Annotated in this window: 23 protein-coding genes and 2 tRNA genes; 10 read left to right on the plus strand and 15 right to left on the minus strand. The window is 67.4% G+C overall.

Annotated elements, in window-relative coordinates; all coding sequences use genetic code 11:
* The first annotated feature begins 30 nt into the window (after positions 1 to 30).
* Genes ASG45_RS01410 through pknB form a run of 3 tightly spaced genes read left to right on the plus strand, consistent with a single transcriptional unit; the run spans position 31 to position 5,006 of the window.
* Positions 31 to 1,485 (plus strand): peptidoglycan D,D-transpeptidase FtsI family protein, encoded by a 1,455-nt coding sequence (locus ASG45_RS01410; RefSeq protein WP_055832295.1) that lies wholly within the window; start codon positions 31 to 33, stop codon positions 1,483 to 1,485.
* On the plus strand, positions 1,482 to 3,272 hold the full coding sequence (locus ASG45_RS01415; RefSeq protein ID WP_055832298.1) for a serine/threonine protein kinase: 1,791 nt from the start codon (positions 1,482 to 1,484) through the stop codon (positions 3,270 to 3,272). The genes ASG45_RS01410 and ASG45_RS01415 overlap by 4 nt, the downstream gene beginning before the upstream one ends.
* A 33-nt stretch (positions 3,273 to 3,305) precedes the next feature.
* On the plus strand, positions 3,306 to 5,006 hold the full coding sequence (pknB, locus tag ASG45_RS01420; RefSeq protein WP_055832300.1) for a Stk1 family PASTA domain-containing Ser/Thr kinase: 1,701 nt from the start codon (positions 3,306 to 3,308) through the stop codon (positions 5,004 to 5,006).
* Here pknB and ASG45_RS01425 read toward each other — a convergent pair.
* From ASG45_RS01425 to ASG45_RS01430, 3 genes are read right to left on the minus strand one after another with little or no spacing between them, the layout of a single operon-like run.
* Positions 4,984 to 5,631 carry an anthranilate synthase component II gene (locus tag ASG45_RS01425; protein WP_055832302.1) on the minus strand — a complete coding sequence of 216 codons (648 nt, stop codon included), beginning with the start codon at positions 5,629 to 5,631 and terminating at the stop codon, positions 4,984 to 4,986. The genes pknB and ASG45_RS01425 overlap by 23 nt on opposite strands.
* On the minus strand, positions 5,628 to 5,783 hold the full coding sequence (locus ASG45_RS16345; RefSeq protein WP_162239381.1) for a DUF4175 domain-containing protein: 156 nt from the start codon (positions 5,781 to 5,783) through the stop codon (positions 5,628 to 5,630). Before ASG45_RS16345 ends, ASG45_RS01425 begins: the two co-directional genes overlap by 4 nt.
* On the minus strand, positions 5,783 to 6,574 hold the full coding sequence (locus ASG45_RS01430) for a class E sortase (RefSeq protein ID WP_055832304.1): 792 nt from the start codon (positions 6,572 to 6,574) through the stop codon (positions 5,783 to 5,785). The genes ASG45_RS16345 and ASG45_RS01430 overlap by 1 nt, the downstream gene beginning before the upstream one ends.
* Positions 6,575 to 6,627: 53 nt before the next feature.
* Here ASG45_RS01430 and ASG45_RS01435 point away from each other — a divergent pair, with 53 nt between their 5' ends.
* Entirely contained in the window at positions 6,628 to 6,867 is a 240-nt protein-coding gene (locus tag ASG45_RS01435; RefSeq protein WP_055832306.1) for a cell division protein CrgA, read from the plus strand.
* A gap of 63 nt (positions 6,868 to 6,930) precedes the next feature.
* Here the strand turns inward: ASG45_RS01435 and ASG45_RS01440 are convergent, their stop codons facing one another.
* Together ASG45_RS01440 and ASG45_RS01445 are read right to left on the minus strand one after the other, a co-directional pair.
* On the minus strand, positions 6,931 to 7,704 hold the full coding sequence (locus ASG45_RS01440) for a rhomboid family intramembrane serine protease (RefSeq protein WP_235560498.1): 774 nt from the start codon (positions 7,702 to 7,704) through the stop codon (positions 6,931 to 6,933).
* A gap of 171 nt (positions 7,705 to 7,875) precedes the next feature.
* Entirely contained in the window at positions 7,876 to 8,433 is a 558-nt protein-coding gene (locus tag ASG45_RS01445; RefSeq protein ID WP_055832310.1) for a peptidylprolyl isomerase, read from the minus strand.
* Positions 8,434 to 8,534: 101 nt separating this feature from the next.
* On the opposite strand from ASG45_RS01445, the gene ASG45_RS01450 reads away from it, so the two are divergent.
* Both ASG45_RS01450 and ASG45_RS01455 read left to right on the plus strand, forming a co-directional pair.
* The gene (locus tag ASG45_RS01450) at positions 8,535 to 9,107 is read left to right on the plus strand and encodes a hypothetical protein (RefSeq protein WP_055832313.1); all 573 of its coding nucleotides are present in this window, start codon (positions 8,535 to 8,537) and stop codon (positions 9,105 to 9,107) included.
* The gene (locus ASG45_RS01455) at positions 9,104 to 9,577 is read left to right on the plus strand and encodes an aminoacyl-tRNA deacylase (RefSeq protein ID WP_082516407.1); all 474 of its coding nucleotides are present in this window, start codon (positions 9,104 to 9,106) and stop codon (positions 9,575 to 9,577) included. The genes ASG45_RS01450 and ASG45_RS01455 overlap by 4 nt, the downstream gene beginning before the upstream one ends.
* Positions 9,578 to 9,583: 6 nt before the next feature.
* Here the strand turns inward: ASG45_RS01455 and ASG45_RS01460 are convergent, their stop codons facing one another.
* The 10 genes from ASG45_RS01460 to dnaA all read right to left on the minus strand — a co-directional run bounded on the left by ASG45_RS01460 (position 9,584) and on the right by dnaA (position 20,296).
* A complete protein-coding gene (locus ASG45_RS01460; RefSeq protein WP_055832315.1) occupies positions 9,584 to 10,015 on the minus strand; it encodes an NUDIX hydrolase in 432 nt (143 codons plus the stop codon).
* A gap of 102 nt (positions 10,016 to 10,117) precedes the next feature.
* A tRNA-Ala gene (locus ASG45_RS01465) sits at positions 10,118 to 10,190 on the minus strand.
* A gap of 14 nt (positions 10,191 to 10,204) precedes the next feature.
* Positions 10,205 to 10,278: transfer RNA gene (locus ASG45_RS01470), tRNA-Ile, on the minus strand.
* A 68-nt stretch (positions 10,279 to 10,346) separates the two neighbouring features.
* Positions 10,347 to 10,751 carry a DUF3566 domain-containing protein gene (locus tag ASG45_RS01475; RefSeq protein ID WP_055832316.1) on the minus strand — a complete coding sequence of 135 codons (405 nt, stop codon included), beginning with the start codon at positions 10,749 to 10,751 and terminating at the stop codon, positions 10,347 to 10,349.
* Entirely contained in the window at positions 10,748 to 13,378 is a 2,631-nt protein-coding gene (gene gyrA, locus ASG45_RS01480; RefSeq protein WP_055832318.1) for a DNA gyrase subunit A, read from the minus strand. Before gyrA ends, ASG45_RS01475 begins: the two co-directional genes overlap by 4 nt.
* 53 nt (positions 13,379 to 13,431) lie before the next feature.
* A complete protein-coding gene (gyrB, locus tag ASG45_RS01485) occupies positions 13,432 to 15,465 on the minus strand; it encodes a DNA topoisomerase (ATP-hydrolyzing) subunit B (protein ID WP_055832321.1) in 2,034 nt (677 codons plus the stop codon).
* 119 nt (positions 15,466 to 15,584) lie between these two features.
* Positions 15,585 to 16,073, minus strand: coding sequence for a DUF721 domain-containing protein (locus tag ASG45_RS01490; protein WP_055832323.1), 489 nt, complete (start codon positions 16,071 to 16,073; stop codon positions 15,585 to 15,587).
* On the minus strand, positions 16,066 to 17,220 hold the full coding sequence (gene recF, locus ASG45_RS01495; RefSeq protein WP_055832325.1) for a DNA replication/repair protein RecF: 1,155 nt from the start codon (positions 17,218 to 17,220) through the stop codon (positions 16,066 to 16,068). Before recF ends, ASG45_RS01490 begins: the two co-directional genes overlap by 8 nt.
* 47 nt (positions 17,221 to 17,267) lie before the next feature.
* Positions 17,268 to 18,419: a DNA polymerase III subunit beta gene (gene dnaN, locus ASG45_RS01500; protein ID WP_055832327.1), complete on the minus strand. Its 1,152-nt coding sequence runs from the start codon at positions 18,417 to 18,419 to the stop codon at positions 17,268 to 17,270.
* Between the two features lie 449 nt (positions 18,420 to 18,868).
* Positions 18,869 to 20,296: a chromosomal replication initiator protein DnaA gene (gene dnaA, locus ASG45_RS01505; RefSeq protein ID WP_055832328.1), complete on the minus strand. Its 1,428-nt coding sequence runs from the start codon at positions 20,294 to 20,296 to the stop codon at positions 18,869 to 18,871.
* Positions 20,297 to 20,590: 294 nt separating this feature from the next.
* Here dnaA and rpmH point away from each other — a divergent pair, with 294 nt between their 5' ends.
* The 4 genes from rpmH to yidC are packed head-to-tail and all read left to right on the plus strand — an operon-like array spanning position 20,591 to position 22,504.
* Complete coding sequence (gene rpmH / locus ASG45_RS01510; RefSeq protein ID WP_013584598.1) at positions 20,591 to 20,728, plus strand: 50S ribosomal protein L34; 138 nt, start codon at positions 20,591 to 20,593, stop codon at positions 20,726 to 20,728.
* An 8-nt stretch (positions 20,729 to 20,736) separates the two neighbouring features.
* Complete coding sequence (rnpA, locus tag ASG45_RS01515) at positions 20,737 to 21,075, plus strand: ribonuclease P protein component (protein ID WP_055832331.1); 339 nt, start codon at positions 20,737 to 20,739, stop codon at positions 21,073 to 21,075.
* Positions 21,072 to 21,428 (plus strand): membrane protein insertion efficiency factor YidD, encoded by a 357-nt coding sequence (gene yidD / locus ASG45_RS01520; RefSeq protein WP_055832332.1) that lies wholly within the window; start codon positions 21,072 to 21,074, stop codon positions 21,426 to 21,428. Before rnpA ends, yidD begins: the two co-directional genes overlap by 4 nt.
* 2 nt (positions 21,429 to 21,430) lie before the next feature.
* Positions 21,431 to 22,504 (plus strand): membrane protein insertase YidC, encoded by a 1,074-nt coding sequence (gene yidC / locus ASG45_RS01525; RefSeq protein ID WP_156459323.1) that lies wholly within the window; start codon positions 21,431 to 21,433, stop codon positions 22,502 to 22,504.
* The last annotated feature ends 17 nt before the right edge of the window (positions 22,505 to 22,521 follow it).

The raw sequence follows: 22,521 nt of genomic DNA on the forward strand, positions 1-22,521 counted from the left end.
CCCCGGCGCCCCGATCTCGAAGGAGGCACCGTGACCAAAGAACTCCGACGCCTCAGCATCGTGATGCTCGCGATGTTCATCGCCCTGTTCGCCTCGACCAGCGTCATCCAGGTCGTGCAGGCGAACGACCTGACCAACACCACCGGCAACACGCGTGCGCTGTACGACTCGTACCAGATCCAGCGCGGATCGATCATCGCCAGCGGCACGGCCATCGCCTCGTCGGTGCCGTCCGACGACGTCTACAGCTGGCAGCGCCAGTACGCGGATGCCGAGATGTGGGCCCCCGTGACCGGCTACATGAACCCCGTGCTCGACGCCAAGACGCAGATCGAGTCCGCCGAGAACAGCGTGCTGAGCGGCTCGGACTCGAACCAGTTCTTCTCGCGCATCGACCGTGCGATCACGGGCCAGGCCCCGCGCGGCTCGAACGTGGAGCTCTCTCTCGACGCGAACGTGCAGAGGGCGGCGTGGGACGCCCTCGGCGACCAGCAGGGCGCCGTCGTCGCGATCGAGCCGTCGACGGGCCGCATCCTCGCCATGGTGTCCAAGCCCGGGTTCGACACGAACGTCCTCGCCTCGCACGACACGGACGCCGTGAACGCGGCGTACGACCAGCTCGTCGCCGACTCGTCGCGCCCCCTCGACAACCGCGCCATCGGCGGCAACCTCAACCCTCCGGGGTCGACGTTCAAGCTGGTCGTGGCCTCGGCTGCCCTGGCATCCGGTCGCTACACCCCCGACTCCGCTTTCCCCAACCTCGCCGCGTACACGCTGCCGCAGTCGACCAACGTCGTCAGCAACGCGGGTGGCGGAACGTGCGGCGGTGGGGACACCGTCACGATCGCGACCGCCCTGCGCCTGAGCTGCAACATCCCGTTCGCCGAGCTCGCGGTCGACCTGGGTGACGACGCGATCCGCGCCGAGGCCGAGAAGTACGGCTTCAACGCGCAGTTCACGATGCCGCTGGAGTCCACGGCATCCACCTACCCCTCGTCGCCCAACGCTCCGCAGACCGCGCTCAGCGGCTTCGGCCAGGGCGATGTGCGCGCGACGCCCCTGCAGATGGCCATGGTCTCGGCGGGTATCGCCAACGGCGGTGTCGTGATGAACCCGCGCATGGTGGACCGGGTCATCGAGCCCAACCTGTCCGTCAAAGACGAGAGCAGCAGCAGCGAGTTCGGTCGTGCCCTCGAGAGCACCATCGCCGCGCAGATGGTCACCATGATGACGGCGAACGTCCAGGACGGCGCCGCATCGAATGCAAGAATAGACGGGGTTCAGGTGGCGGGTAAGACCGGCACCGCGGAGAACGATTCCCGTCCCTACACTCTCTGGTTCACCGGCTTCGCCCCGGCGGACGACCCCCAGGTCGCCGTCGCCGTGGTGGTCGAAAACGGTGGAGGCCAGGGGCAGAGCGGGAGCGGCAACGAGATCGCCGCCCCGATAGCGAAGAAGGTCATGGAGGCGGTGCTGGGTAAATGAGACCGACACAAGGTGTGACCTTCGGCGGGCGGTACGAGCTCGATTCGCGGATCGCGATCGGCGGCATGGGCGAGGTCTGGGAAGCCAACGACCACGTCATCGGACGTACCGTCGCCATCAAGATCCTCAAAGACGAATACATGGGCGACCCCGGGTTCCTCGAGCGCTTCCGCGCCGAGGCCCGTCACGCGGCCCTCGTCAACCACGAGGGCATCGCGAGCGTCTTCGACTACGGCGAAGAAGACGGCAGCGCCTTCCTCGTGATGGAGCTCGTCCCCGGCGAGGCCCTCTCGACCATCCTCGAGCGCGAGGGGTCCCTGTCGACCGACAAGACGCTCGACATCGTCGCCCAGACGGCCGCGGCCCTGCAGGCGGCGCACGCCGCCGGCCTCGTGCACCGCGACATCAAGCCGGGCAACCTGCTGATCACGCCCGACGGGCGCGTGAAGATCACCGACTTCGGCATCGCCCGCATCGCCGACCAGGTGCCGCTGACCGCGACCGGCCAGGTCATGGGCACGGTGCAGTACCTCTCGCCCGAGCAGGCCTCGGGTCACCCCGCGTCGCCCGCGACCGACACCTACTCGCTCGGCATCGTCGCGTACGAATGCCTGGCCGGTAAGCGCCCCTTCACGGGCGAGTCGCAGGTCGCGATCGCCATGGCTCAGATCAACGAGCAGCCCGCACCCCTGCCGCCCACGGTGGCCGTGCCGGTGCAGAACCTCGTCATGGCGATGATCGCCAAGAAGCCCGATGACCGACCGGCCTCCTCGGCCGCGGTCTCGCGCGCCGCCACCGCCCTCCGCCGCGGCGACCTCGTCGCGGCTGCCGCAGCGGTCCCGGCCATCGCCGCGGGTGCCGCGGTCGCCGACGACGCGACGCAGCTGCTCACCGCGGGGCAGACCTCTGCCGCGACGCGTCTGCTGCCGTCGGCCGGAGCGGGAGCGGCGGCGACGTCGCTCCTCACCGAGGAGCACACCGAAGAAGACGTGCAGCCGCAGAAGAAGGCGCGGAGCCGCTGGACGTGGCCGCTCGTCGCTCTCATCGCTTTGCTCGCCTTGATCCTCGGCGCCACCGTCGTCGGCCTGCTGTCGAACCAAGACGCCCCGGCGCCCGCGCCCACCAGCGCCGCACCGTCGGCGTCGACGCCCGCACCGGCGCCGTCGACCCTCTCGCCGACCCCGAGCCCGACCACCACGCGTGTCGAGGTGGCGTCTCTCGGCCTGAACGGCAAGACCTGCGATGACGCGCGCGCCATCCTCGAGTCCAACGGTCTCGTGGCCGACTGCCGCGTCGGCAACGCCGCGACCACCACGGCCGACGTCGGTCTCATCTACGACGTCAACCCGACCGGTCGCGTCGACGAGGGCACGACGATCACCGTCACGACCTACGCCGACGAGACGCCGCTGACCGCGCCCGGTACGCCGACCCTCCCCGGGTCGACGGTGTCCGCCGGCGCCGACGTGCAGGTCTCGTGGCAGCAGTACACCTGCCCCTCCGGCACCGGATCGGTCGCGTCGTACAACTTCACCGCCGTCAACGGCACGTTCGACACCAATGGGCAGTCCACGGCGTCGTTCGAGCCCGACGCGCGCACCGCGTCGCTGAAGGTCAGCAACTCCGTGGGTCAGACCCTGCGGGTGACCTACACCGTCAGCTGCTCGGGCACGGATCGTACGGCCGGGCCCTCGGGTGAAGCGTCCGCGAGCATCACCGGCGGCAATACCCCGAGCCCCACGATCACGGGTAACGGCGGCAACAACGGCAGCAACACCAAGCCCTGACCTCCGTCATCCCCCCACGCCAGGAGTTCCTTCGTGACCACTGAGACGCGCGTCCTGTCCGGGCGCTATCGCGTCGACGACCTCATCGGTCGCGGCGGCATGGCCAGCGTCTACCGCGGATACGATCAGACGCTCGGCCGCACGGTGGCGATCAAGATCCTGCGCACCGACCTCGCCGGCGACGCCGCGTTCCGCACGCGGTTCCGTCTCGAGGCCCAGGCCGCGTCGCGCATGGCGCACCCGACGATCGTGCGGGTGTTCGACGCGGGTGAAGACGTCGAGACGGGTCTCGACGGCAACGATCGCCCGGTCCCGTACATCGTGATGGAACTCGTCCAGGGGCGCCTGCTGAAAGACGTGATCGCCGAGGGGCCGGTGCCCACCGACGACGCTCTGCGGTACGTCGACGGCATCCTCGAGGCTCTGGAGTACTCTCACCGGGCCGGCGTCGTGCACCGCGACATCAAGCCCGGCAACGTCATGATCACCGAGGCCGGGCGCGTGAAGGTCATGGACTTCGGCATCGCGCGCGCGGTGTCGGACTCCTCGTCGACCGTCGCCGAGACCACGGCGATCGTGGGGACCGCGGCGTACTTCTCCCCCGAGCAGGCGAAGGGCGAATCCGTCGACGCGCGCGCCGACCTGTATTCGGCCGGAGTCGTCTTGTACGAGCTGCTCGCCGGGCGCACGCCGTTCCGCGGCGACACCCCCGTGGCCGTCGCGTATCAGCACGTGAGCGAGGCACCGCTCCCGCCGAGCGAGATCAACGACACCATCCCGCGGGCATTGGATGCCATCGTGCTCCGCGCCCTGGCGAAGGATCCGTTCCAGCGTCCGCAAGATGCCGCCAGCTTCCGCGAAGCGCTCGACGAGACCGTCGACGGAAAGGCGCCAACCAAGCGCCAGATGTCGGCGCTGTCGAACGAGCTCTACGGCCCGAACCCGCGCCAGGCCGCCGAGACCGCGCGCTCCCTGCGTCAGCTGAGCACCGACACCACCATGCGGCGCACGCAGGCCGGGCCCCCGGTCGCGTGGATCTGGGCCGGCGTGACCGTCCTCGCGGTGCTGCTGGTCGCCGTCCTCATCTGGGTGATGCAGATCCAGCAGACCGACGACGTGCCCACCACCTCGCTCGCCGTACCCAACGTCGTCGACATGTCGTACGAACGCGCCGTCGAGACGCTCGAGGCCGAGCAGATGACCACGAGCCGCGTGAACGAGTCCAGCGAGACGATCGCCGCGGGCAACGTCACGCGCTCGACGCCCGAGGCCGACACGTCCGTCGCCGCGGGGCAGCTGGTGACGCTCTACGTCTCGACGGGCCCCGATACGGCCAAGGTCCCGACCCTCGACGGCATCACCGAGACCGAGGCCCGCACCGCTCTCGAAGCCGCCGGTCTGTCGGTGGGCTCCATCCGTCGTCAGACCGATCCCGCCCTGGCCGGGGGGACCGTCATCTCCTCGAGCCTCGCCTCGGGCTCCGACGTGGCGAAGGGCACGACGGTGAACCTCGTCGTGGCCAGCGGTCAGATCGTGATCGTCGATTACACGGGTTACACGGTCGATGCGGCCAAGCGCGAGCTCGAGTCCGACGCGAAGCAGCTCACCGTTCAGGTGACCGAGGACCCCGGATGCCGTGCCTCGTCGCCGGCGACGGTGAAGACGCAGTCGCTGGCCCCGGGCGAAGTGCCGGTGCACAGCGAGATCACGCTCACGACGTGCTCGGGCTCCTGAGCCGCCGCGGGTGAAGTCGGGCGCCGCGCAGCGCGGCGCCCCGCAGGCCGGCGTTCTCGAGCCAGCGACCCAGCAGGGCGTGGCCGCCCTCGGTGAGCACGCTCTCGGGGTGGAACTGGACGCCTTCGATCGGAGCGGTACGGTGCCGCAGACCCATGATCACGCCGCCGTCCGTGCGCGCGGTGACCTCGAGCTCGCCCGGCACCGACGACGGGTCGACCGCGAGCGAGTGGTACCGCGTCGCGACGAACCCGTCGGCCAGGTCGGCGAACACGCCCTCGCGGTCGTGGTGGATGACACTCGTTATGCCGTGCAGCAGCTCGGGTGCGTGCCCCACCCGTCCGCCGAACGCCGCGGCGATCGCCTGGTGCCCGAGACAGACCCCGAGCAGCGGAACCCCGGTGTCGTACGCGGCGCGGACCACCGCCACCGACTGACCGGCGTCGAGGGGATGACCGGGTCCGGGTGAGACCAGGATCGCGTCGGCACCCGACGTCGTCTCGAGCAGGGCGGGGTCATCGGCCGACATCATCACGGTGGTGGCGCCGAGGTCGCGGACGTACCCGGCGAGAGTGTGGACGAAGCTGTCGCGGTTGTCGACGACGACGACGCGCCAGTCGGTCACTCGACCGTGACCTCCTGGGGATAGACGATGTCGCTCACCCAGGGGAAGACGTAGAAGAACAGTCCGTACAGCACGGCGGCCGCGAGCACGAGGACGATGAGCAGGCGTACCCACCAAGGACCGGGCAGAACGCGCCAGAGGGCTCCGTACATCAGGCGGCTCCGGAGGTCAGTGACACCGGCGGGCCGGCGTCGGTGCGGGGGGTGAACGACTCGAAGACGCCGTAGGCGATGGCGCGCTCCGAGAAACCGTAGCGAGGGCTGCACGTGGTCATGGTGATGACGCGGTCGGTCGCCTCGATCTGCGGCGCCTGGGGGAACGGCAGCAGCACCTCCACACCGTCGGGGCGAACGTACTCGAGGTTACGGAACCGGTAGGTGTACCACCCGCCCTCGGTCTCGACGACCACCGCGTCCCCGACGCGCAGCGACGGAAGATCGGCGAACGGTGCGCCGTGGCTGCCGCGGTGGCCGGCGATCGCGAAGTTGCCGACCTGACCCGGCATGGAGGTGTCGGGGTAGTGCCCCAGACCGATCGGGTCGAGAGTCACCGACGCGCTCACCCCGCCGGCCAGCTTGAACTGCCAGTCCGCGCCCAGACGCGGTACGCGGAGCACACCGAACACCTCGCCGTCACCGGGCTGATCCAGAACCGGGGGTTCTGCGGTGGCGGGACCCGTCGTTCCCGGCGTCGGGGTGACCGACGGTGCGGGCGCGGCCGGGGCGCTGTTGGCCCATTCGTCGGTGAGGTTGCTGGCCTCGTCTTTGAACTGCGCGCCGATGATGGCGTCGCCGATCCACAGCTGCCAGACCACGAACAGCAGCACGACGACGCCGGCGGTCACCAGGAGGTCGCCGAGCACGCCGACGAAAGACAGACGTCGCCGGTCGCCGCGGCCACCACGTCGGCTGCGGCGGGTCGGTGGTTGCTGCACGGTCTGCACCAGGCGAGTCTAGTTCCGTGGGTCCGTGGTCACCTGGCCGTTAGACTGACCGCATGGCGCGAACTGGTAAAGGCGACGACCCGATCGCCGAACGCAATGATGGCGGATCGGCACCGAACCCCGTGTGGTTCCTGCCCCTCATGGTCGGACTCATGCTCGTCGGCCTCGTGTGGGTGCTGGTGTTCTACCTCAGCAACTCGCAGTTCCCCATCCCGGGCATCGGTCCGTGGAACCTCGTCATCGGCTTCGGCATCGCCTTCGTCGGCTTCCTCATGACCACGCGCTGGCGCTGACTTGCCCGAAAGTTACACCCGTGTAATTCATCCCCAGGTTGTGGATGGATCTGTGGATAACTCTCAGACGTAGGCGATCGCGGGAATGGCCAGCAGGCCGACCAGCACCACGGTGAGCGCCACGAGCAGACCGATCTGCAGACCGCGCTGGCGCGGCGCGCGCGTGCGGGAGTAGATCAATCCCACGGCGGCTCCCGTGGCGAGCCCACCGAGGTGCGCCTGCCACGAGATACCCACCGCGGCGAGTGCCCCGGCGAAGTCACCGCTCCCGATCGACTGCACGCCGGCCGCGACGAACGGCCAGGCGAAGTTGATGGCGATGATGACGCCGATCACCCGGATGTCGGCACCGATGTGGCGGCCGATCACGAGCAGGGCACCGAAGAGAGCGAAGATCGCGCCCGAGGCGCCCACCGTCCACACTCCGGGGGCGAGCAGGGCCACCGCGACCGAGCCGCCGAGGGCGCCGACGACGTAGAGCGTCAGGAAGCGCGCGCGACCCAGCAGCGGCTCGAGATTGCGACCGATGAACCACAGCGCGAGCATGTTCAACGCCACGTGGAAGAACCCGCCGTGCACCAGCGCGACGGTGAGCAACCGCCACGGCTGGACGACACCGGCCTGCGGCAGCAGGTACACGCTGTTGAACATCAGCAAGTTGGTGAGCAGGGGACCCACACCGGGGATCAACCCGATGATGTAGACCAGCCCCGTCACGGCGATGATCGCCAGCGTCACGCGAGGGCGGTCCGACGACACGATCGCCATCGGGCGCGAAGCCCAGCGGCGCTGCGCCTTCTTCTGCGCCGGAGTCTGCGAGGCGCGTTGCTGCGCCATGCACTCCGGGCAGATGACTCCGACGGCGGCGGGGGTACGGCAATCCGAGCACACGGTGCGCATGCACCGCTGGCACAGAACGAAGCTCTGCCGGTCAGGGTGCCGGTAACAGAAGTTGTCGCTGTTGCGACGGAACTCGTCGGTCGTAGACACCCCCGCCGCCCGTGGGACTCAGACCGAGACGACGTCGACCGACTGAAGGACGACGTCGACCTTCGGCCGGTCCTGCGCACCGGTGGGCACCGCGGCGATGGCGTCGACGACGGCCTTGGAGGCGTCATCGGCGACCTCGCCGAAGATCGTGTGCTTGCCCTGGAGCCACGGGGTCGGGTCGGTGGTGATGAAGAACTGCGACCCGTTGGTGCCCTCGGCCTTGCCGGTGATGGCGTTGCGACGCAGTCCCGCGTTGGCCATGGCCAGCTTGTAGGGCGCCGTGAAGTCGAGCTCCGGGCTGATCTCGTCGTCGAAGTTGTACCCGGGGCCGCCGATGCCCTGGCCGAGGGGATCGCCGCCCTGGATCATGAAGTTGGGGATGATGCGGTGGAAGATCACGTCGGAGTACAGGGGACCTTCGCCCGGGGCACCCGTAGCCGGGTTGGTCCATTCCTGGGTTCCGTCGGAGAGCCCGACGAAGTTGCGGACGGTACGCGGAGCGTGGTCACCGAACAGGTTGACGACGATGTCGCCGTGGTTGGTGTGGAGGGTCGCGACGGCAGTGTGGTTGGCCATGGGTACATTCTCTCAGAGTTATCTGCAAGGGTCGGCGGCGCAGGCGGCCCCTTCTGGCAAGATGAACGCAACGTACATCCCATCGATAGGGAGGATGAGCCGTGGGCCTCAGCCGCAAGAGCAAGAAGGAACTGCGCAAGCTCCAGAAGCACGCCGCCAAGGTGTGGGAGTCGCAGCAGGTGCTGCTGGGCGAGAGCGGGAAGGTCGCTCGTGAAGCCGGCCACCAGCTCGGTCGCTTCAGCCGCGAAGACCTCGTCCCCGCCGTGCAGGACGGGTACAGCAAGTACGCCGCCCCGTACGTCGACAAGAGCGTGAAGTACAGCAACCGTTTCCTCAGCACCAAGGTCGTCCCGGCCGCCGGTGCCGTGGTCGGCGGAGCCATGTCCGTGTGGGACGCCGCGGGCGACACCCGTGACCGCCTCGCGAAGGGCCGTGGCTTCGAGCTCGACACTCACAAGTACGCCAAGCGTGCCGAGAAGTACGGCAAGCAGGCCTCGAAGCGTCTCGCCAAGAAGCTGCCGTCGCAGCACGACGGAATCGGTGCCGGCGGTGTCATCGCGATCATCCTCGGTGTCGTCGCCGCGGCCGGCGTGGCTTACGCCGCCTGGCAGACGCTGCGCGCCGATGACGAGCTGTGGGTTGCCGACGACCCGCTGCGTGCACCGGACGCGTGAGCGACCCCACCATCAGAGTCAGAGAGGCCGCGCGTGAGCGCGGCCTCTCCGTCGTCATACGCGAACGCCCCGCGGCCTCGAGCCTCGACGAGGCGGCCGCGCTTCTCGGCATCCCGGCCGCCTCGATCGTGAAGACGCTCGTCGTCAAGCGATCCGACGACACCTACCTGTTCGCGCTGATCCCCGGCGATCGGGCGATCTCGTGGCCGAAGCTCCGCGCTGTCGTGGGCGTCAACAAGCTCCGCCTCCCCGAGCCGGAGTTGGCGCTCGCGGCCACCGGATACGAGCGTGGGACCATCGTTCCGGTCGGCAGCACCACGGACTGGCCCATCTACGCCGACGAACGCATCGTCGGCGAGCGCATCGCCATGGGCGCCGGAGCCCATGGCTACAGCCTGTTCGTCGACGCTGACGATCTCCTCTCGTCGTACGGCGCCGTGGTCGCCGACATCAGCGCCGAACGCGCCTGACCGGGCTCACGGCCGAGCGAGGCCCGCCATCCGGAACGCCACGTCGACCAGCTGCACGCGCCGCAGCTTGCGGGCGGTCGGCAGGGTGAACCACTCCGCCCGGTCGGTGGAGCCGTCGACCTCGTTGCGCAGGCGCCCGCCCACGACGTGCGCGCGGTAGACGATCCGCAGGGCGTGGAGGGGTCCGGTCTTCCCCTCGGCGGCGCGCGACTCGGCCGGGATGACCCGCGAATGGATGCCGAGAAGCTCGTCGATGCCGACCCGGTACCCGGTCTCCTCGCGCACCTCGCGGCGTACGGCGCTCACGGGGTCCTCACCGTCTTCCAGACCGCCGCCCGGCAGCGTCCACGCCGCGCGTCGCCCGTGCACCCAGTGGGCGAGCAGCACGCGGTCTTCGGCGTCGGTGATGACGGCGTACGCGGCGACCCGCATGTCCATGACCGAACTCTAGCGAAGCGGGGGAGGCCGCACGTCTCGGCGCGAGCGGCGCGGCCGGAAACGAGAAGAGCCGGTCCTGATGGACCGGCTCTTGCACCGTTGTGGAGCCTAGGAGATTCGAACTCCTGACATCCTGCTTGCAAAGCAGGCGCTCTACCAGCTGAGCTAAGGCCCCGTGAGGGAGAAGGGTGGGGCTACCAGGACTTGAACCTGGGACCTCTTCATTATCAGTGAAGCGCTCTAACCGCCTGAGCTATAGCCCCGTCTCGGTGACGTGATCACGTCAACCTCGAAGACTTTACCGGATCACCGAGGTTTTTCCGAATCGACGTCAGTTCGACGTGAAGCCGACGAGCAGACCGCCCGTGACCTTGACGGCGAGGTTGTAGATCCCCGCCATGACGGCGCCCAGAACGGTGACCACGACGAGGTTGAGGATCGCCACGATGGCCGCGAAAGCCATGACCTGCGGCAGTCCGACGTACTGCGAGAGCGTCGCCCCGCCATCGGTGAAGCTCGTGAAGAACTCATCGAGCTTCGTGATGAGGCCGGTCGCCGACACCACCAGGTAGATCAAGAAGTACGACACGACCGTGACGATGGCCAGAGCCACCGCTGCCAGGAACGACAGCTTCACGGCCGACCAGAAGTCGATGTACACCAGGCGCAGACGCACCTGCTTGGCAGGGGTCTTGTGAGTCGACTTCTTGGCGAGTTTGTCGGCTACCGTGCTCATGCGTCAGTACTTTCCTCGGGGGTCTCGGGAGCGGAGGCATCGGCCTCGTCCGCAGGGGATGCGGCGGGCTCCGTGGTTGTCTCCGTCGTCTCGGCAAGGTTGCGCTCGGCGTTGCGCGCGATGGCGATGATGCGGTCATCGCCTCCGGCGCGGGCGAAAACGACACCCATCGTGTCGCGTCCCTTGGCGGGCACCTCGGCCACGGCAGAGCGTACCACCTTGCCACTGGCAAGAACCACAAGGACCTCGTCGCCCTCGGACACCATCATTCCGCCCGCGAGGGTGCCGCGATCGTCGGTCAGACGCGCGACCTTGATGCCCAGACCGCCGCGGTTCTGCATGCGGTATTCGGTCACGGCGGTGCGCTTGGCGTAGCCGCCCTCGGTGACGACGAAGACGAACTCGTCATCCTGGGCGACCGATGCCGAGAGCAAGCTGTCGCCCTCTCGGAACTCCATGCCCTTCACACCCGAGGTCGAACGACCCATCGGGCGCAGGGTGCTGTCGGTGGCCGAGAACCGCAGCGACATGCCGAGGCGGCTGATGAGCAGGATGTCGTCTCCCTCGTCGACCAGCATCGCACTCACGAGCTCGTCGGCGGCGCCCTGCTCGGCCTCGTCACCCTCTTCGGCGACCTGACCGCGCAGCTTGATCGCGATCACACCGCCCTGACGGTTGGTGTCGTACTCTGCGAGCCGGGTCTTCTTGACCAGACCGCCGCGTGTGGCCAGGACGAGATAGGTCGACACCGAGTAGTCGCGGATGTCGAGGATCTGGGCGATCTCTTCGTCGGGCTGAAGCGCGAGCAGGTTCGCGACGTGCTGGCCCTTCGCATCGCGACCGGCCTCGGGCACCTCGTACGCCTTGGAGCGGTACACACGGCCCTTGTTCGTGAAGAACAGCAGCCAGTGGTGCGTCGTCGTGACGAAGAAGTGCTCGACGACGTCGTCGGCGCGCAACTGCGCACCCTTCACGCCCTTGCCGCCGCGGTGCTGCGAGCGGTAGTTGTCGCTGCGCGTGCGCTTGATGTAGCCGTCGCGCGTGACGGTGACGACCATCTCCTCCTCGGCGATGAGGTCTTCGATCGACACGTCACCGTCGAACCCGTGCAGGATCTCGGTGCGGCGGTCATCGCCGAAGCGGTCCGTGATCGCGGTGAGCTCGTCGCGGATGATCGTGCGCTGACGCGCGGGCGTGGCGAGGATGTCGTTGTAGTCGGCGATGCGGGCTTCGAGCTCGGTCGCTTCGTCGACGATCTTCTGCCGCTCGAGCGCCGCGAGGCGGCGGAGCTGCATGTCGAGGATCGCCTGCGCCTGCACATCGTCGATGTCGAGGAGCTTCTGCAGGCCCTCGTTGGCATCCTGTGCCGTCGGCGAGCGACGGATGAGCGCGATGACGTCGTCGAGGGCGTCGAGTGCCTTGAGGTAGCCGCGCAGGATGTGCATGCGCTCTTCGGCCTTGCGCAGGCGGTACTGCGTGCGGCGCACGATGACCTCGACCTGGTGGTCGATCCACAGGCTGATGAAGCCGTCGAGCGCGAGCGTGCGCGGCACGCCGTCGACGATCGCCAGCATGTTCGCGCCGAAGTTCTCCTGCAGCTGGGTGTGCTTGTAGAGGTTGTTCAGCACGACCTTCGCGACGGCGTCGCGCTTGAGCACGACGACCAGGCGCTGACCGGTACGGCCCGAGCTCTCGTCGCGGATGTCGGCCACGCCAGTGATCTTGCCCTCGCGAGCGAGGTCGCCGATCTTGACCGCGACGTTGTCGGGGTTGACCTGGTACGGCAGCTCGGTGATCACCAGGCACGTACGGCCCTGGATCTCTTCGATGTTGACCACGGCGCGCATCGTGATCGAGCCGCGGCCGGTGCGGTAGGCCTCTTTGATGCCGCGCGTACCGAGGATCTGCGCGCGGGTCGGGAAGTCGGGGCCCGGGATGCGCTCCATGAGCGCTTCGAGCAGCTCCTCGCGAGTGGCATCCGGGTTCTCGAGAGCCCACAGCGCGCCGGCCGAGACCTCACGCAGGTTGTGCGGCGGGATGTTCGTCGCCATGCCGACCGCGATGCCGACCGAGCCGTTCACGAGCAGGTTCGGGAACCGCGCCGGCAGGACCGTCGGCTCCTGCGTCTGGCCGTCGTAATTGTCCTGGAAGTCGACGGTCTCTTCTTCGATGTCGCGCACCATCTCGAGCGCGAGCGGCGACATCTTCGTCTCGGTGTACCGGGGCGCGGCCGCTCCCTGGTTCCCGGGCGAACCGAAGTTGCCCTGGCCGAGCGCGAGCGGGTACCGCAGCGACCACGGCTGCACCAGGCGTACCAGGGCGTCGTAGATGGGGGCGTCGCCGTGGGGGTGGTAGTGCCCCATGACCTCGCCCACCACGCGGGCGCACTTCGAGAACGACTTGTCGGGGCGGAATCCCCCGTCGTACATGCCGTAGATCACACGGCGGTGCACGGGCTTGAGGCCGTCGCGCACATCGGGCAGCGCACGGCCGACGATGACGCTCATCGCATAGTCGAGATAGCTCCGCTGCATCTCGAGCTGCAGGTCGACCTGGTCGATCCTGCCGTGGTCGTGGGCGGGCTCGGCGCGGACGTCGTCGGGCTCGGGAGTGGAGTCGTCAGCCATGTCTTCTCAGTTTCGTAGTGCGTCGTCGTCGATCGTCGTCGGGCCGGACGAGATCAGATGTCGAGGAAGCGGACGTCTTTGGCGTTGCGCTGGATGAAGCTGCGGCGCGATTCGACGTCTTCGCCCATGAGGACCGAGAAGATCTCGTCGGCCGCGGCCGCGTCGTCGATCGTGACCTGCTTCAGCGTGCGCGTCTGCGGGTCCATCGTGGTCTCCCACAGTTCGTGATCGTTCATCTCGCCGAGACCCTTGTACCGCTGGATGCCGTTGTCCTTGGGGATGCGGCGACCGGAGGCCTGACCGTCGATCAGCATCGCGTCTCGCTCACGGTCGCTGTACGCGTACTCGTGCGCGTGGTTCGACCACTTCAGGCGGTACAGCGGCGGCTGCGCGAGGTAGACGTAGCCGGCCTCGATGAGCCCACGCATGTAGCGGAAGAGCAGCGTCAGCAGCAGCGTCGTGATGTGCTGACCGTCGACGTCGGCATCGGCCATGAGCACGATCTTGTGGTACCGCGCCTTGGTCATGTCGAAGTCTTCGCCGATGCCCGTGCCGAAGGCCTGGATCATCGCCTGCACTTCTTTGTTGCCCAGCGCGCGGTCCAGGCGGGCGCGCTCGACGTTGAGGATCTTGCCGCGCAGCGCCAGGATCGCCTGCGTGTGGGGGTCGCGACCCTGAACGGCCGACCCACCGGCCGAGTCGCCCTCGACGAGGAAGATCTCGCTGATCGACGGATCCTTCGACGTGCAGTCCTTGAGCTTGTCGGGCATCGCCGCCGACTCGAACACGCTCTTGCGACGCGCGGTCTCGCGCGCCTTTCGCGCGGCGAGGCGGGCGGTGGCCGCGTCGAACGCCTTGCGGATGATGTTCTTGGCCTGGGTGGGGTTGCGGTCGAACCAGTCGCCGAGCTTGTCGCCGACGACCTTCTGAACGAATGCCTTGGCCTCGGTGTTGCCGAGCTTGGTCTTGGTCTGACCCTCGAACTGCGGCTCCGACAGCTTCACCGAGATCACGGCGGTGAGACCCTCGCGGATGTCGTCGCCCGTCAGGTTGTCGTCTTTTTCCTTCAGCAGGTTATTCGCCCGCGCGTAGCGGTTCACGAGAGTGGTCAGTGCCGCGCGGAAACCCTCCTCGTGCGTTCCGCCCTCGTGCGTGTTGATGGTGTTCGCGTAGGTGAAGACGTTCTCGGTGTACGCCGTCGTCCACTGCATCGCGAGCTCGAGTGCGATGTGGCGGTCGGTGTCTTCGGACTCGACCTCGATGATCACGTCGTTGACGACGTCGGCCTTGCGCACGCGATTGAGGTGCTCGACGTAGTCGACCAAGCCGCGCTCGTACAGGAACGAGTCGTGGCGGCCCTGGGTGACCTCTGCTCCGGGGTCGCCCTCGGTCACGACCGCGTCGGGCCGCTCGTCGCGCAGGCTGATGCGCAGGCCCTTGTTCAGGAACGCCATCTGCTGGAACCGCGTCCGCAGGGTGTCGTAGTCGAAGTCGACGGTGTCGAAGATGGTCGCATCGGGCCAGAACGTGATGGTCGTCCCGGTCTTGTCGCTCTCTTCGCCCTTCGCGAGAGGGGCGAGGGGAGTACCGCCGTCGCGGAACGACTGACGCCACACGTGTCCCTGACGCTGCACCTCGACCTCGAGGCGCGTCGACAGCGCGTTCACGACCGACGAGCCCACGCCGTGCAGGCCGCCCGAGACGGCGTAGCCACCGCCACCGAACTTTCCACCGGCGTGCAGCACGGTGAGCACGACCTCGACCGTCGACTTGCCCTCGGTGCGGTGCATGTCGACCGGGATGCCGCGACCGTTGTCGATCACGCGGACGGCTCCGTCGCTCATGATCGTGACGTCGATCGTGTCGCAGTAGCCGGCCAGGGCCTCGTCGACGGAGTTGTCGACGATCTCTTGCACGAGGTGGTGCAGACCCCGCTCACCGGTGGAGCCGATGTACATGCCGGGGCGCTTACGGACGGCCTCGAGACCCTCGAGCACCTGGATGGCGTCTGCCCCGTACTCGTTGGGAACCTTGGTCGATGCGACGGGAGGTTCCTCGGAAACGCTGTCGGGGTTTTCGGACGTCATGGGTACGTGCGCTCCAGATCGGTTCGTCGGAAGCTCCATCCTACCGCGTGGGGCTCGCGAAAATGGCGTGTACGCCCCTACACGGCGATAAATCGGACCGAGGCGGGATCGACCATGGCCTAGCCGTAGGTATCGCGCGGACCGCGGCCTGGAACGGCTCTGGGGCCCCATTTCCAAGAGGGGACGTCCGGCCCTACGAACCGGATGGCTTCGACCCCCGCGTCGGGGAAGCGTCGGATGATCTCCGAGAGGATGTGCGCGCGCATCAACTGGAGCTGCTTCGCCCACGCCGTCGAATCGGCCTGGACCGTGAGCGTGCCGGCATCCAGAGCCACCGGGCGGGTGTGCGCCGCCGTCTCGGCACCGGCGACCTCGTCCCACTTGCGCACGAGGTCCTCTCGCGACAGCTGGGGCTCCCAGCCCGCCGATCGAGTGAGGCCCGACAGCACATCGCCGAGTCCCCGGGGATCACGGCCCGGCGTGAACGGTGCGTTCTCGCCGTCGTCCACCCGGCGCCGACGCTTCTTCTTGCGATACGGCGAGGGCTCGAGTCCGCGCAGCCGCAGGTACGTCGCCACCGTCTCGGGCAGCTCGCCCTCGTCACTCATCACCGGGCTCACGGATCTGACCGGCTTCGACCCGCACGACGTGGGCGCGCAGCTCGGGCGGGACGTCTTCTTCGACGGCCGACGTCACGATGACCTGTTCGTAGCCCGCCGCGAACTCGGCCAGGCGGGCGCGGCGGCCGGCGTCGAGCTCGGCGAAGACGTCGTCGAGGATCAACACGGGGTCTCCGAGCCGTGACTCGGCACGCAGGAGCTCGGCCGAGGCGAGTCGGAGCGCCAACGCGATCGACCAGGATTCGCCGTGCGAGGCGTAGCCCTTCACCGGGAGGCCGCGCACCTCGAGTACGAGGTCGTCGCGGTGCGGGCCGACCAGGGTGAGTCCGCGCTCGAGTTCGGCCGAACGGCGTGCGGCCAGCGAGGCTCGGAACTGCTCTGCCAGAGGAAGGGCCGAGCCCGCGGTCTCGATGGCGTCGTCTTCTTCGGGGTCGCCCCCGCCCACCGACAGCGCCCACGTGAGCCGTGGTCGGTGGTCGTCGCCCGCGATGGCCTCGTAGGCGTGCGCCACGGGCTGGGAGAGGGCGGATGCCAGCGCGATGCGCGCTTCGATCACCTCGGTGCCCAGGGTGACGAGCTTGTCGTCCCATACGTCGAGGGTGCTGAGGGCGTCGCCGCGCACCCCGCGGGCGCGCGCCGATTTCAGCAGGGCGCTGCGCTGCCGCAGGACGCGGTCGTAGTCGCCCAACACCGCGGCCATGCGAGGAGTCCGTTGCACGATGAGCTGGTCGGCGAACCGACGCCGAGCGGACGGGTCACCGCGCACGATCTGCAGATCTTCGGGGGCGAACAGCACCACCTGCGCGTACCGGGGCAACTCCGAGGTGCGGACGTTGACACCGTTGACCCGAGCCTTGTTCGCACCCTGGCGGTTGAGCTGGAGCTCGAGGAGCACCGTGCGCTCACCGTGTGCCAGACGAGCGCGCACGATCGCGGCATCCGTTCCGTCGCGCACCATCGGTGCGTCGTGAGACACGCGGTGCGAGCCGAGCATGGCGAGGTAGGCGACCGCCTCGACGAGGTTCGTCTTGCCCTGCCCGTTGCGACCGATGAAGACGTTCGCGCCCGCGGAGAGCGAGACATCGGCGACCGCGTAATTGCGGAAGTCCTTCAGTCCGAGCTGCTCCACGATCACCGAGTCAGACTACCCGTCGCCTCCGACACGACGACCGGAGCCCGATCTCAGCGCAGGAGCAGGTTCGGCTGGAGAAGGTACTTGAACGAGCCCTCGCCACCCTTGTCGACCGAGGTCTGCGGGGTGACCAGCACGGGACTGAGCTTGTTCGCGTTGTCGCTCGAGGTGAACGTGATGCGCGTGAACTCGCTGCGAACGGCACCGAGCGACTCGAGCAGGTACTGGGGGTTGAGACCCAGGGTGACCTCGTCGCCGACGAGGGTGGCGTCGACCGACTCGGTCGCGCGCGCCTGCTCGGTGCCGGAGGCATCCATCGAGACGCCCTCGGGACCGAAGGTGAAGCGAAGCGGAGCGGAGCGGTCGAGGACGAGCGCCACGCGGCGCACCGCCTCGGCGAGCTCGGCGGTGTTGACCACGCTGTGGTGCTCGGTCTGCGCGGGGAACAAGCGGCGCACGGGGGGGAAGTTGCCCTTGATGAGCAGCGAGGTCACCGTCTTGTTGCCGGACGAGAACGCGATGATCTCGCGATCTCCCGAGCCCGAGAAGGCGATCGAGATGTCGCCGGCGTGCGCGAAGGTCTTGCCGACCTCCTGCAGCGTGCGGGCCGGCACCAGGGCCGACGTGGGTTCGTCTGAGGCCGCCGAACCGCCGTCCCAGGGGATCTCGCGCAGGGCCACGCGGTAGCGGTCGGTGGCGACGAGGCTCAGGCGGGTGCCCGTGACCTCGAGCTGCACGCCGGTGAGCACCGGGGTCACGTCGTCGCGCGAGGCGGCGAAGGCGACCTGTGCGATGGCCGTGGCGAACTCGTCGGCCGGGACGAGGCCCGATTCTCCACTCACTTCGGGGATCGCCGGGTACTCCTGCACGGGCATGGAGGCGAGAGTGAATCGTGCGGAGCCGCAGGTGAGCAGGATGCCGCCGTCGTCGTCGACGGTGATCTGGATCGGAGCGTTGGGAAGCCGGCTGGCGATGTCGTTCAGAAGTCGGCCGTGCACCAGGATCGTGCCCGGCTCGTCGACGGTGGCTTCGATGGTGGTGCGCGCGGAGGCTTCGTAGTCGAAGGCGGCGAGGGTCAGACCCTGGTCCCCGGCCTCGATGAGCACACCGGCCAGGATCGGCTGCGGGTTTCGCTGGGGCAGGAGCTTGACCACGAACGAGACGGCTTCGCTGAACACATCACGATTGACGTGGAACTTCACGGATGCTCCCTTGATGGCGGGTACGGCTTACCCATGCTAGCCCCACGCTTCCGGCGAGCCGACGACGGGCCTGGCACGGCAAGGTCATCGAATCTCTCTTAACGAAGGGAAAAGGATCTTCATCTTGTTAACCACTGTGGAGACTGTGGATAACTTCCGACATGCGTGTTAACAGCTGGGAACTACACCGTTGTTAACTGTGGACGCGCTGCGGACAGCCTGGGCAGTTAACAGCGACGTGAGGAAGTGCGGTCGAGCCCTCCTCCACAGGCAAGCCCCGTTCGTACACAAGTCATCCGCAGCAAATCAGAGTTATCCACAGGTTTTCCACACTGTGTAGAACTGTGTCGGGAACCACTCGTACGGAGGCGTGTGCGCGATTTTCCGGGCCGAAAATGCGCGAAGGGCTCGCCCACGATGGTGGACGAGCCCTGACGGGAGAGGAGCGCTCAGCGCATACGGCCGAGCTGGCTGGTGATCTCCGATACCTGGTTGAAGATGGAGCGGCGCTCCTTCATGAGGTCGCTGATCTTCTTGTAGGCGTACATGACGGTGGTGTGATCGCGGTTTCCGAAGAGCTGCCCGATCTTCGGCAGTGACAGGCTCGTGCGCTCGCGGCACAGGTACATCGCGATCTGTCGAGCCGTGGCGACGGCCTGCGAACGGCTCGAACCGTAGAGATCGTCGACCGAGAGCTTGAAGTACTGCGCCGTCGCCGTGATGATGTCGGTCGGCGAGATGACGTTGGCATCGTCTTGATCGATGATGTCGCGAAGCACGGTCTGGGCCAGCGACATGTCGAGCGTCGACCTGTTCAAGCTGGCGAAGGCCGAGACGCGGATCAGCGCCCCTTCGAGCTCACGGATGTTCGACGAGACGACGGTGGCGATGTACTCCAACACGTCGTCGGGAATCAGCAGTCGCTCGCTCTGCGCCTTCTTCCGCAGAATCGCGATGCGCGTTTCCAGGTCGGGGGCCTGCACATCGGTGATGAGTCCCCACTCGAAGCGACTGCGCATGCGGTCTTCGAATCCGGTCAACTGCTTCGGCGGCAGGTCGCTGGTGATCACGACCTGCTTGTCGTGGTCGTGGAGCGTGTTGAAGGTGTGGAAGAAGGCTTCCTGCGTCTCGGCGCGACCCTGGAGGAACTGGATGTCGTCGATCAGCAGGATGTCGACTTCGCGGTACCGCGCCTGGAACGCCGAGCCGCGGTTGTTCGCGATCGAGTTGATGAAGTCGTTCGTGAACTCCTCACTCGAGACGTACCGCACGCGGATGCCCGCGTACATGCTGGCCGCGTAGTCGCCGATGGCATGGAGGAGGTGCGTCTTGCCGAGGCCGGAGTCGCCGTAGATGAACAGCGGGTTGTACGCCTTGGCCGGTGCTTCGGCGACAGCGACGGCAGCGGCGTGCGCGAAACGGTTCGACTGCCCGATGACGAAGTTGTCGAAGGTGTACTTCGGGTTCAGGCGGGTGTCGTTCCGTGACGCCGGCACGATCGGCTCCGGTGCCTGTTCGATGACGGCCGCGTGCACAGAGACGGCGGGGCCGGATGATGACGGCCGGTCATCGTCACGGGACGAGGTGCGGTGGGATTCGACGAGGTCGGGATTGACCACGACGCGGAAGGTGCCCACTTCCGGGTCACTCCCCTGCACCTGGGCGAGCGCCTCGAGGATCGACGCGCGCATGCGTTTGTTGAACTGCGCCGCGGTCAGGTCGTTGGGGACGTCGAGGTAGAGGGTCCCGCCCATCACACCCTGCGGCACAGCCAGATTGAGGAAGCCGTGCAGCTGCGGGGTGACCCGATCGTCGGTGAGAAGATGGTCTAGCACGGCGGACCAGACGGGAACATCCGGTACTTCGTGCAGAGACATATCCCCTCCGGGATCTAGACGCGACGGCGATCGACGAGTCGCGTCGAACCTGTGGATAACTCCGGGGGCCACGCTAGTTCGCGGCTCTCGAGGAGCAAAATCCACTGTAAGTCCCGGCCGCGTGTCTTTGCCACGCTTGTGGACGGAGCCTGGGGATAATGAGCGGTCGGCTTCCCAGTTTGAGTTAACGCCCCGCTCGACGTAGCCTTAGTCGGTTGACTTATGCCTATACGGCAGTCCCGACCCCCGTCCCCGGCAGAAGAGCATCGGGCGACATCACCTCCGGAGTGACCCATGAGCAAGCGCACCTTCCAGCCCAACAACCGCCGCCGCGCTAAGAAGCACGGCTTCCGTGCCCGCATGCGCACCCGCGCCGGCCGCGGCATCCTCGCGGCGCGTCGCGCCAAGGGCCGCACCGAGCTTTCGGCCTGACCTACCAGGTGCTCGCGAAGCCGAACCGACTCACCCGCGGATCGGACTACAAAACCACAGTCCGACGGGGTTCTCGTTGTGCCGGAGCGCACACCGTGACCTACGTCGGATCGTCGGTTGAGAGTGGTTCGCCTCGCTTCGGCTTCATCGTGAGCCGGCAGGTCGGCTCCGCCGTCACCCGCAACACCATTCGCCGCCGCCTCAAAGCGGTGTGCGCCGAGGCGCTCCCGTCCATCAACGGGGGCGCCTCTATCGTCATCCGCGCTCTGCCGTCAGCGGCGACCGTGGACTACGCGACACTTCGCGCCGATGTGGTGCGGTGTCTGCAACGCAAGGCCGTCGCATGAGTGCGTCGACACTGCCGACATCGGCCACCGGGGCCGGTCGCCTGGCACCGGATGCCGTCCTGGCATCCCTCCCCCTCCTCCCCCGGAATGCAGGGCTCGCCCTGCTGCACGCGTATCGAGCGACGATCTCGCACGTCTACGGCGACGTGTGCAAGTACTACCCGTCATGCTCCGCCTATTCGGTGGGAGCGGTGCAACAACACGGACTCGTCAAGGGCGTCGCGTTCACCGCGGCCCGTCTCGCACGCTGTCATCCCTGGGCTCAGGGGGGCATCGACGATGTCCGTCCGCACCGCGCCTTCCGCCACGAACTCACTCCGCACGGTTTCGTCGTGCCTTCCCGAAAGGACTGATCGTGCAATTCGATCTCATTGGGACCCTTCTCTGGCCCCTCAAGTGGGCTGTCGAGCTCGTACTCGTCGGTTGGCATTCGCTGTTCACGGCGTTCGGCATGGCTCCTGCCGCCGGCATCACCTGGGTGCTGTCGATCGTCGGACTCGTGCTCATCGTGCGCGCCGCGCTCATCCCGCTCTTCGTCAAGCAGATCAAGAGCCAGCGCAAGATGATGGAGATCGCTCCCGAGCTGCGCAAGGTTCAAGAGAAGTACCGCGGCAAGAAGGACCAGCTCTCTCGTGAGGCCATGAGCCGCGAGACCATGGCGTTGTACAAGAAGCACGGCACGACGCCGGTGTCGAGCTGCCTGCCGCTCTTGGTGCAGATGCCGATCTTCTTCGCGCTCTTCAGCGTTCTGAACGACGTCTCCAAGCACGCCGCGAGCGGTGTCGGCGGCGTCGGCCTGCTCACCCCCGAGCTGACGACCGAGTTCTACGACGCACGCCTGTTCGACGTGGCATCCATGCACGTCAATCTGGTCACCGCATGGGGTCAGGCCGACGGCCAGGTCACCGTCGCCATCCTGCTGACGCTCGTGGTGCTGATGATCGGATCGCAGTTCTTCACGCAGCTGCAGATCATCTCGAAGAACCTGTCGCCCGAGGCCAAGACCGGTCAGGCGTACCAGATGCAGAAGATCATGCTGTACATCCTGCCGCTGGCCTTCATCTTCTCGGGTGTCTTCTTCCCGCTCGGTGTCGTCATCTACTGGTTCGTCAGCAACCTGTGGACGATGGTCCAGCAGTTCGTGGTCATCCGCGAGATGCCCACACCCGGATCTGACGCGGCCAAGGCTCGTGAAGAGCGTCTCGCTCGCAAGGGCAAGGCCATCGATGCGACCGGAAAGGTCGTTCCGATCGAGAAGTACAAGGCCGAACAGCAGCGTCTTCTCGAAGAGGCCGAGCGTGTGCGTGCGGCGCAGCCCAAGCGGCAGCAGCCCGTGGGCAAGCAGCGCGCCAAGAAGCAGCAGACCACGAAGAACACCGGTACGGCGAGCGGATCGGCCGGCACGCCCGGCTCGTCCCCCGCTCCCTGACGACCCGAAAGACCACG

It is taken from the genome of Microbacterium sp. Leaf436 (genome assembly GCF_001424715.1).
Lineage (GTDB): Bacteria > Actinomycetota > Actinomycetes > Actinomycetales > Microbacteriaceae > Microbacterium.

What these genes read in the sequence shown, in the direction of transcription:
- ASG45_RS01415 (WP_055832298.1), top strand. Translation starts at nt 1,482, where the DNA reads ATGAGACCGACACAAGGTGTGACCTTCGGCGGGCGGTACGAGCTCGAT.
- ASG45_RS16345 (WP_162239381.1), bottom strand. Translation starts at nt 5,783, where the DNA reads ATGTACGGAGCCCTCTGGCGCGTTCTGCCCGGTCCTTGGTGGGTACGC.
- ASG45_RS01435 (WP_055832306.1), top strand. Translation starts at nt 6,628, where the DNA reads ATGGCGCGAACTGGTAAAGGCGACGACCCGATCGCCGAACGCAATGAT.
- ASG45_RS01440 (WP_235560498.1), bottom strand. Translation starts at nt 7,704, where the DNA reads ATGGCGCAGCAACGCGCCTCGCAGACTCCGGCGCAGAAGAAGGCGCAG.
- ASG45_RS01445 (WP_055832310.1), bottom strand. Translation starts at nt 8,433, where the DNA reads ATGGCCAACCACACTGCCGTCGCGACCCTCCACACCAACCACGGCGAC.
- ASG45_RS01460 (WP_055832315.1), bottom strand. Translation starts at nt 10,015, where the DNA reads ATGGACATGCGGGTCGCCGCGTACGCCGTCATCACCGACGCCGAAGAC.
- ASG45_RS01475 (WP_055832316.1), bottom strand. Translation starts at nt 10,751, where the DNA reads ATGAGCACGGTAGCCGACAAACTCGCCAAGAAGTCGACTCACAAGACC.
- gyrA (WP_055832318.1), bottom strand. Translation starts at nt 13,378, where the DNA reads ATGGCTGACGACTCCACTCCCGAGCCCGACGACGTCCGCGCCGAGCCC.
- gyrB (WP_055832321.1), bottom strand. Translation starts at nt 15,465, where the DNA reads ATGACGTCCGAAAACCCCGACAGCGTTTCCGAGGAACCTCCCGTCGCA.
- ASG45_RS01490 (WP_055832323.1), bottom strand. Translation starts at nt 16,073, where the DNA reads ATGAGTGACGAGGGCGAGCTGCCCGAGACGGTGGCGACGTACCTGCGG.
- dnaA (WP_055832328.1), bottom strand. Translation starts at nt 20,296, where the DNA reads ATGTCTCTGCACGAAGTACCGGATGTTCCCGTCTGGTCCGCCGTGCTA.
- rpmH (WP_013584598.1), top strand. Translation starts at nt 20,591, where the DNA reads ATGAGCAAGCGCACCTTCCAGCCCAACAACCGCCGCCGCGCTAAGAAG.
- yidD (WP_055832332.1), top strand. Translation starts at nt 21,072, where the DNA reads ATGAGTGCGTCGACACTGCCGACATCGGCCACCGGGGCCGGTCGCCTG.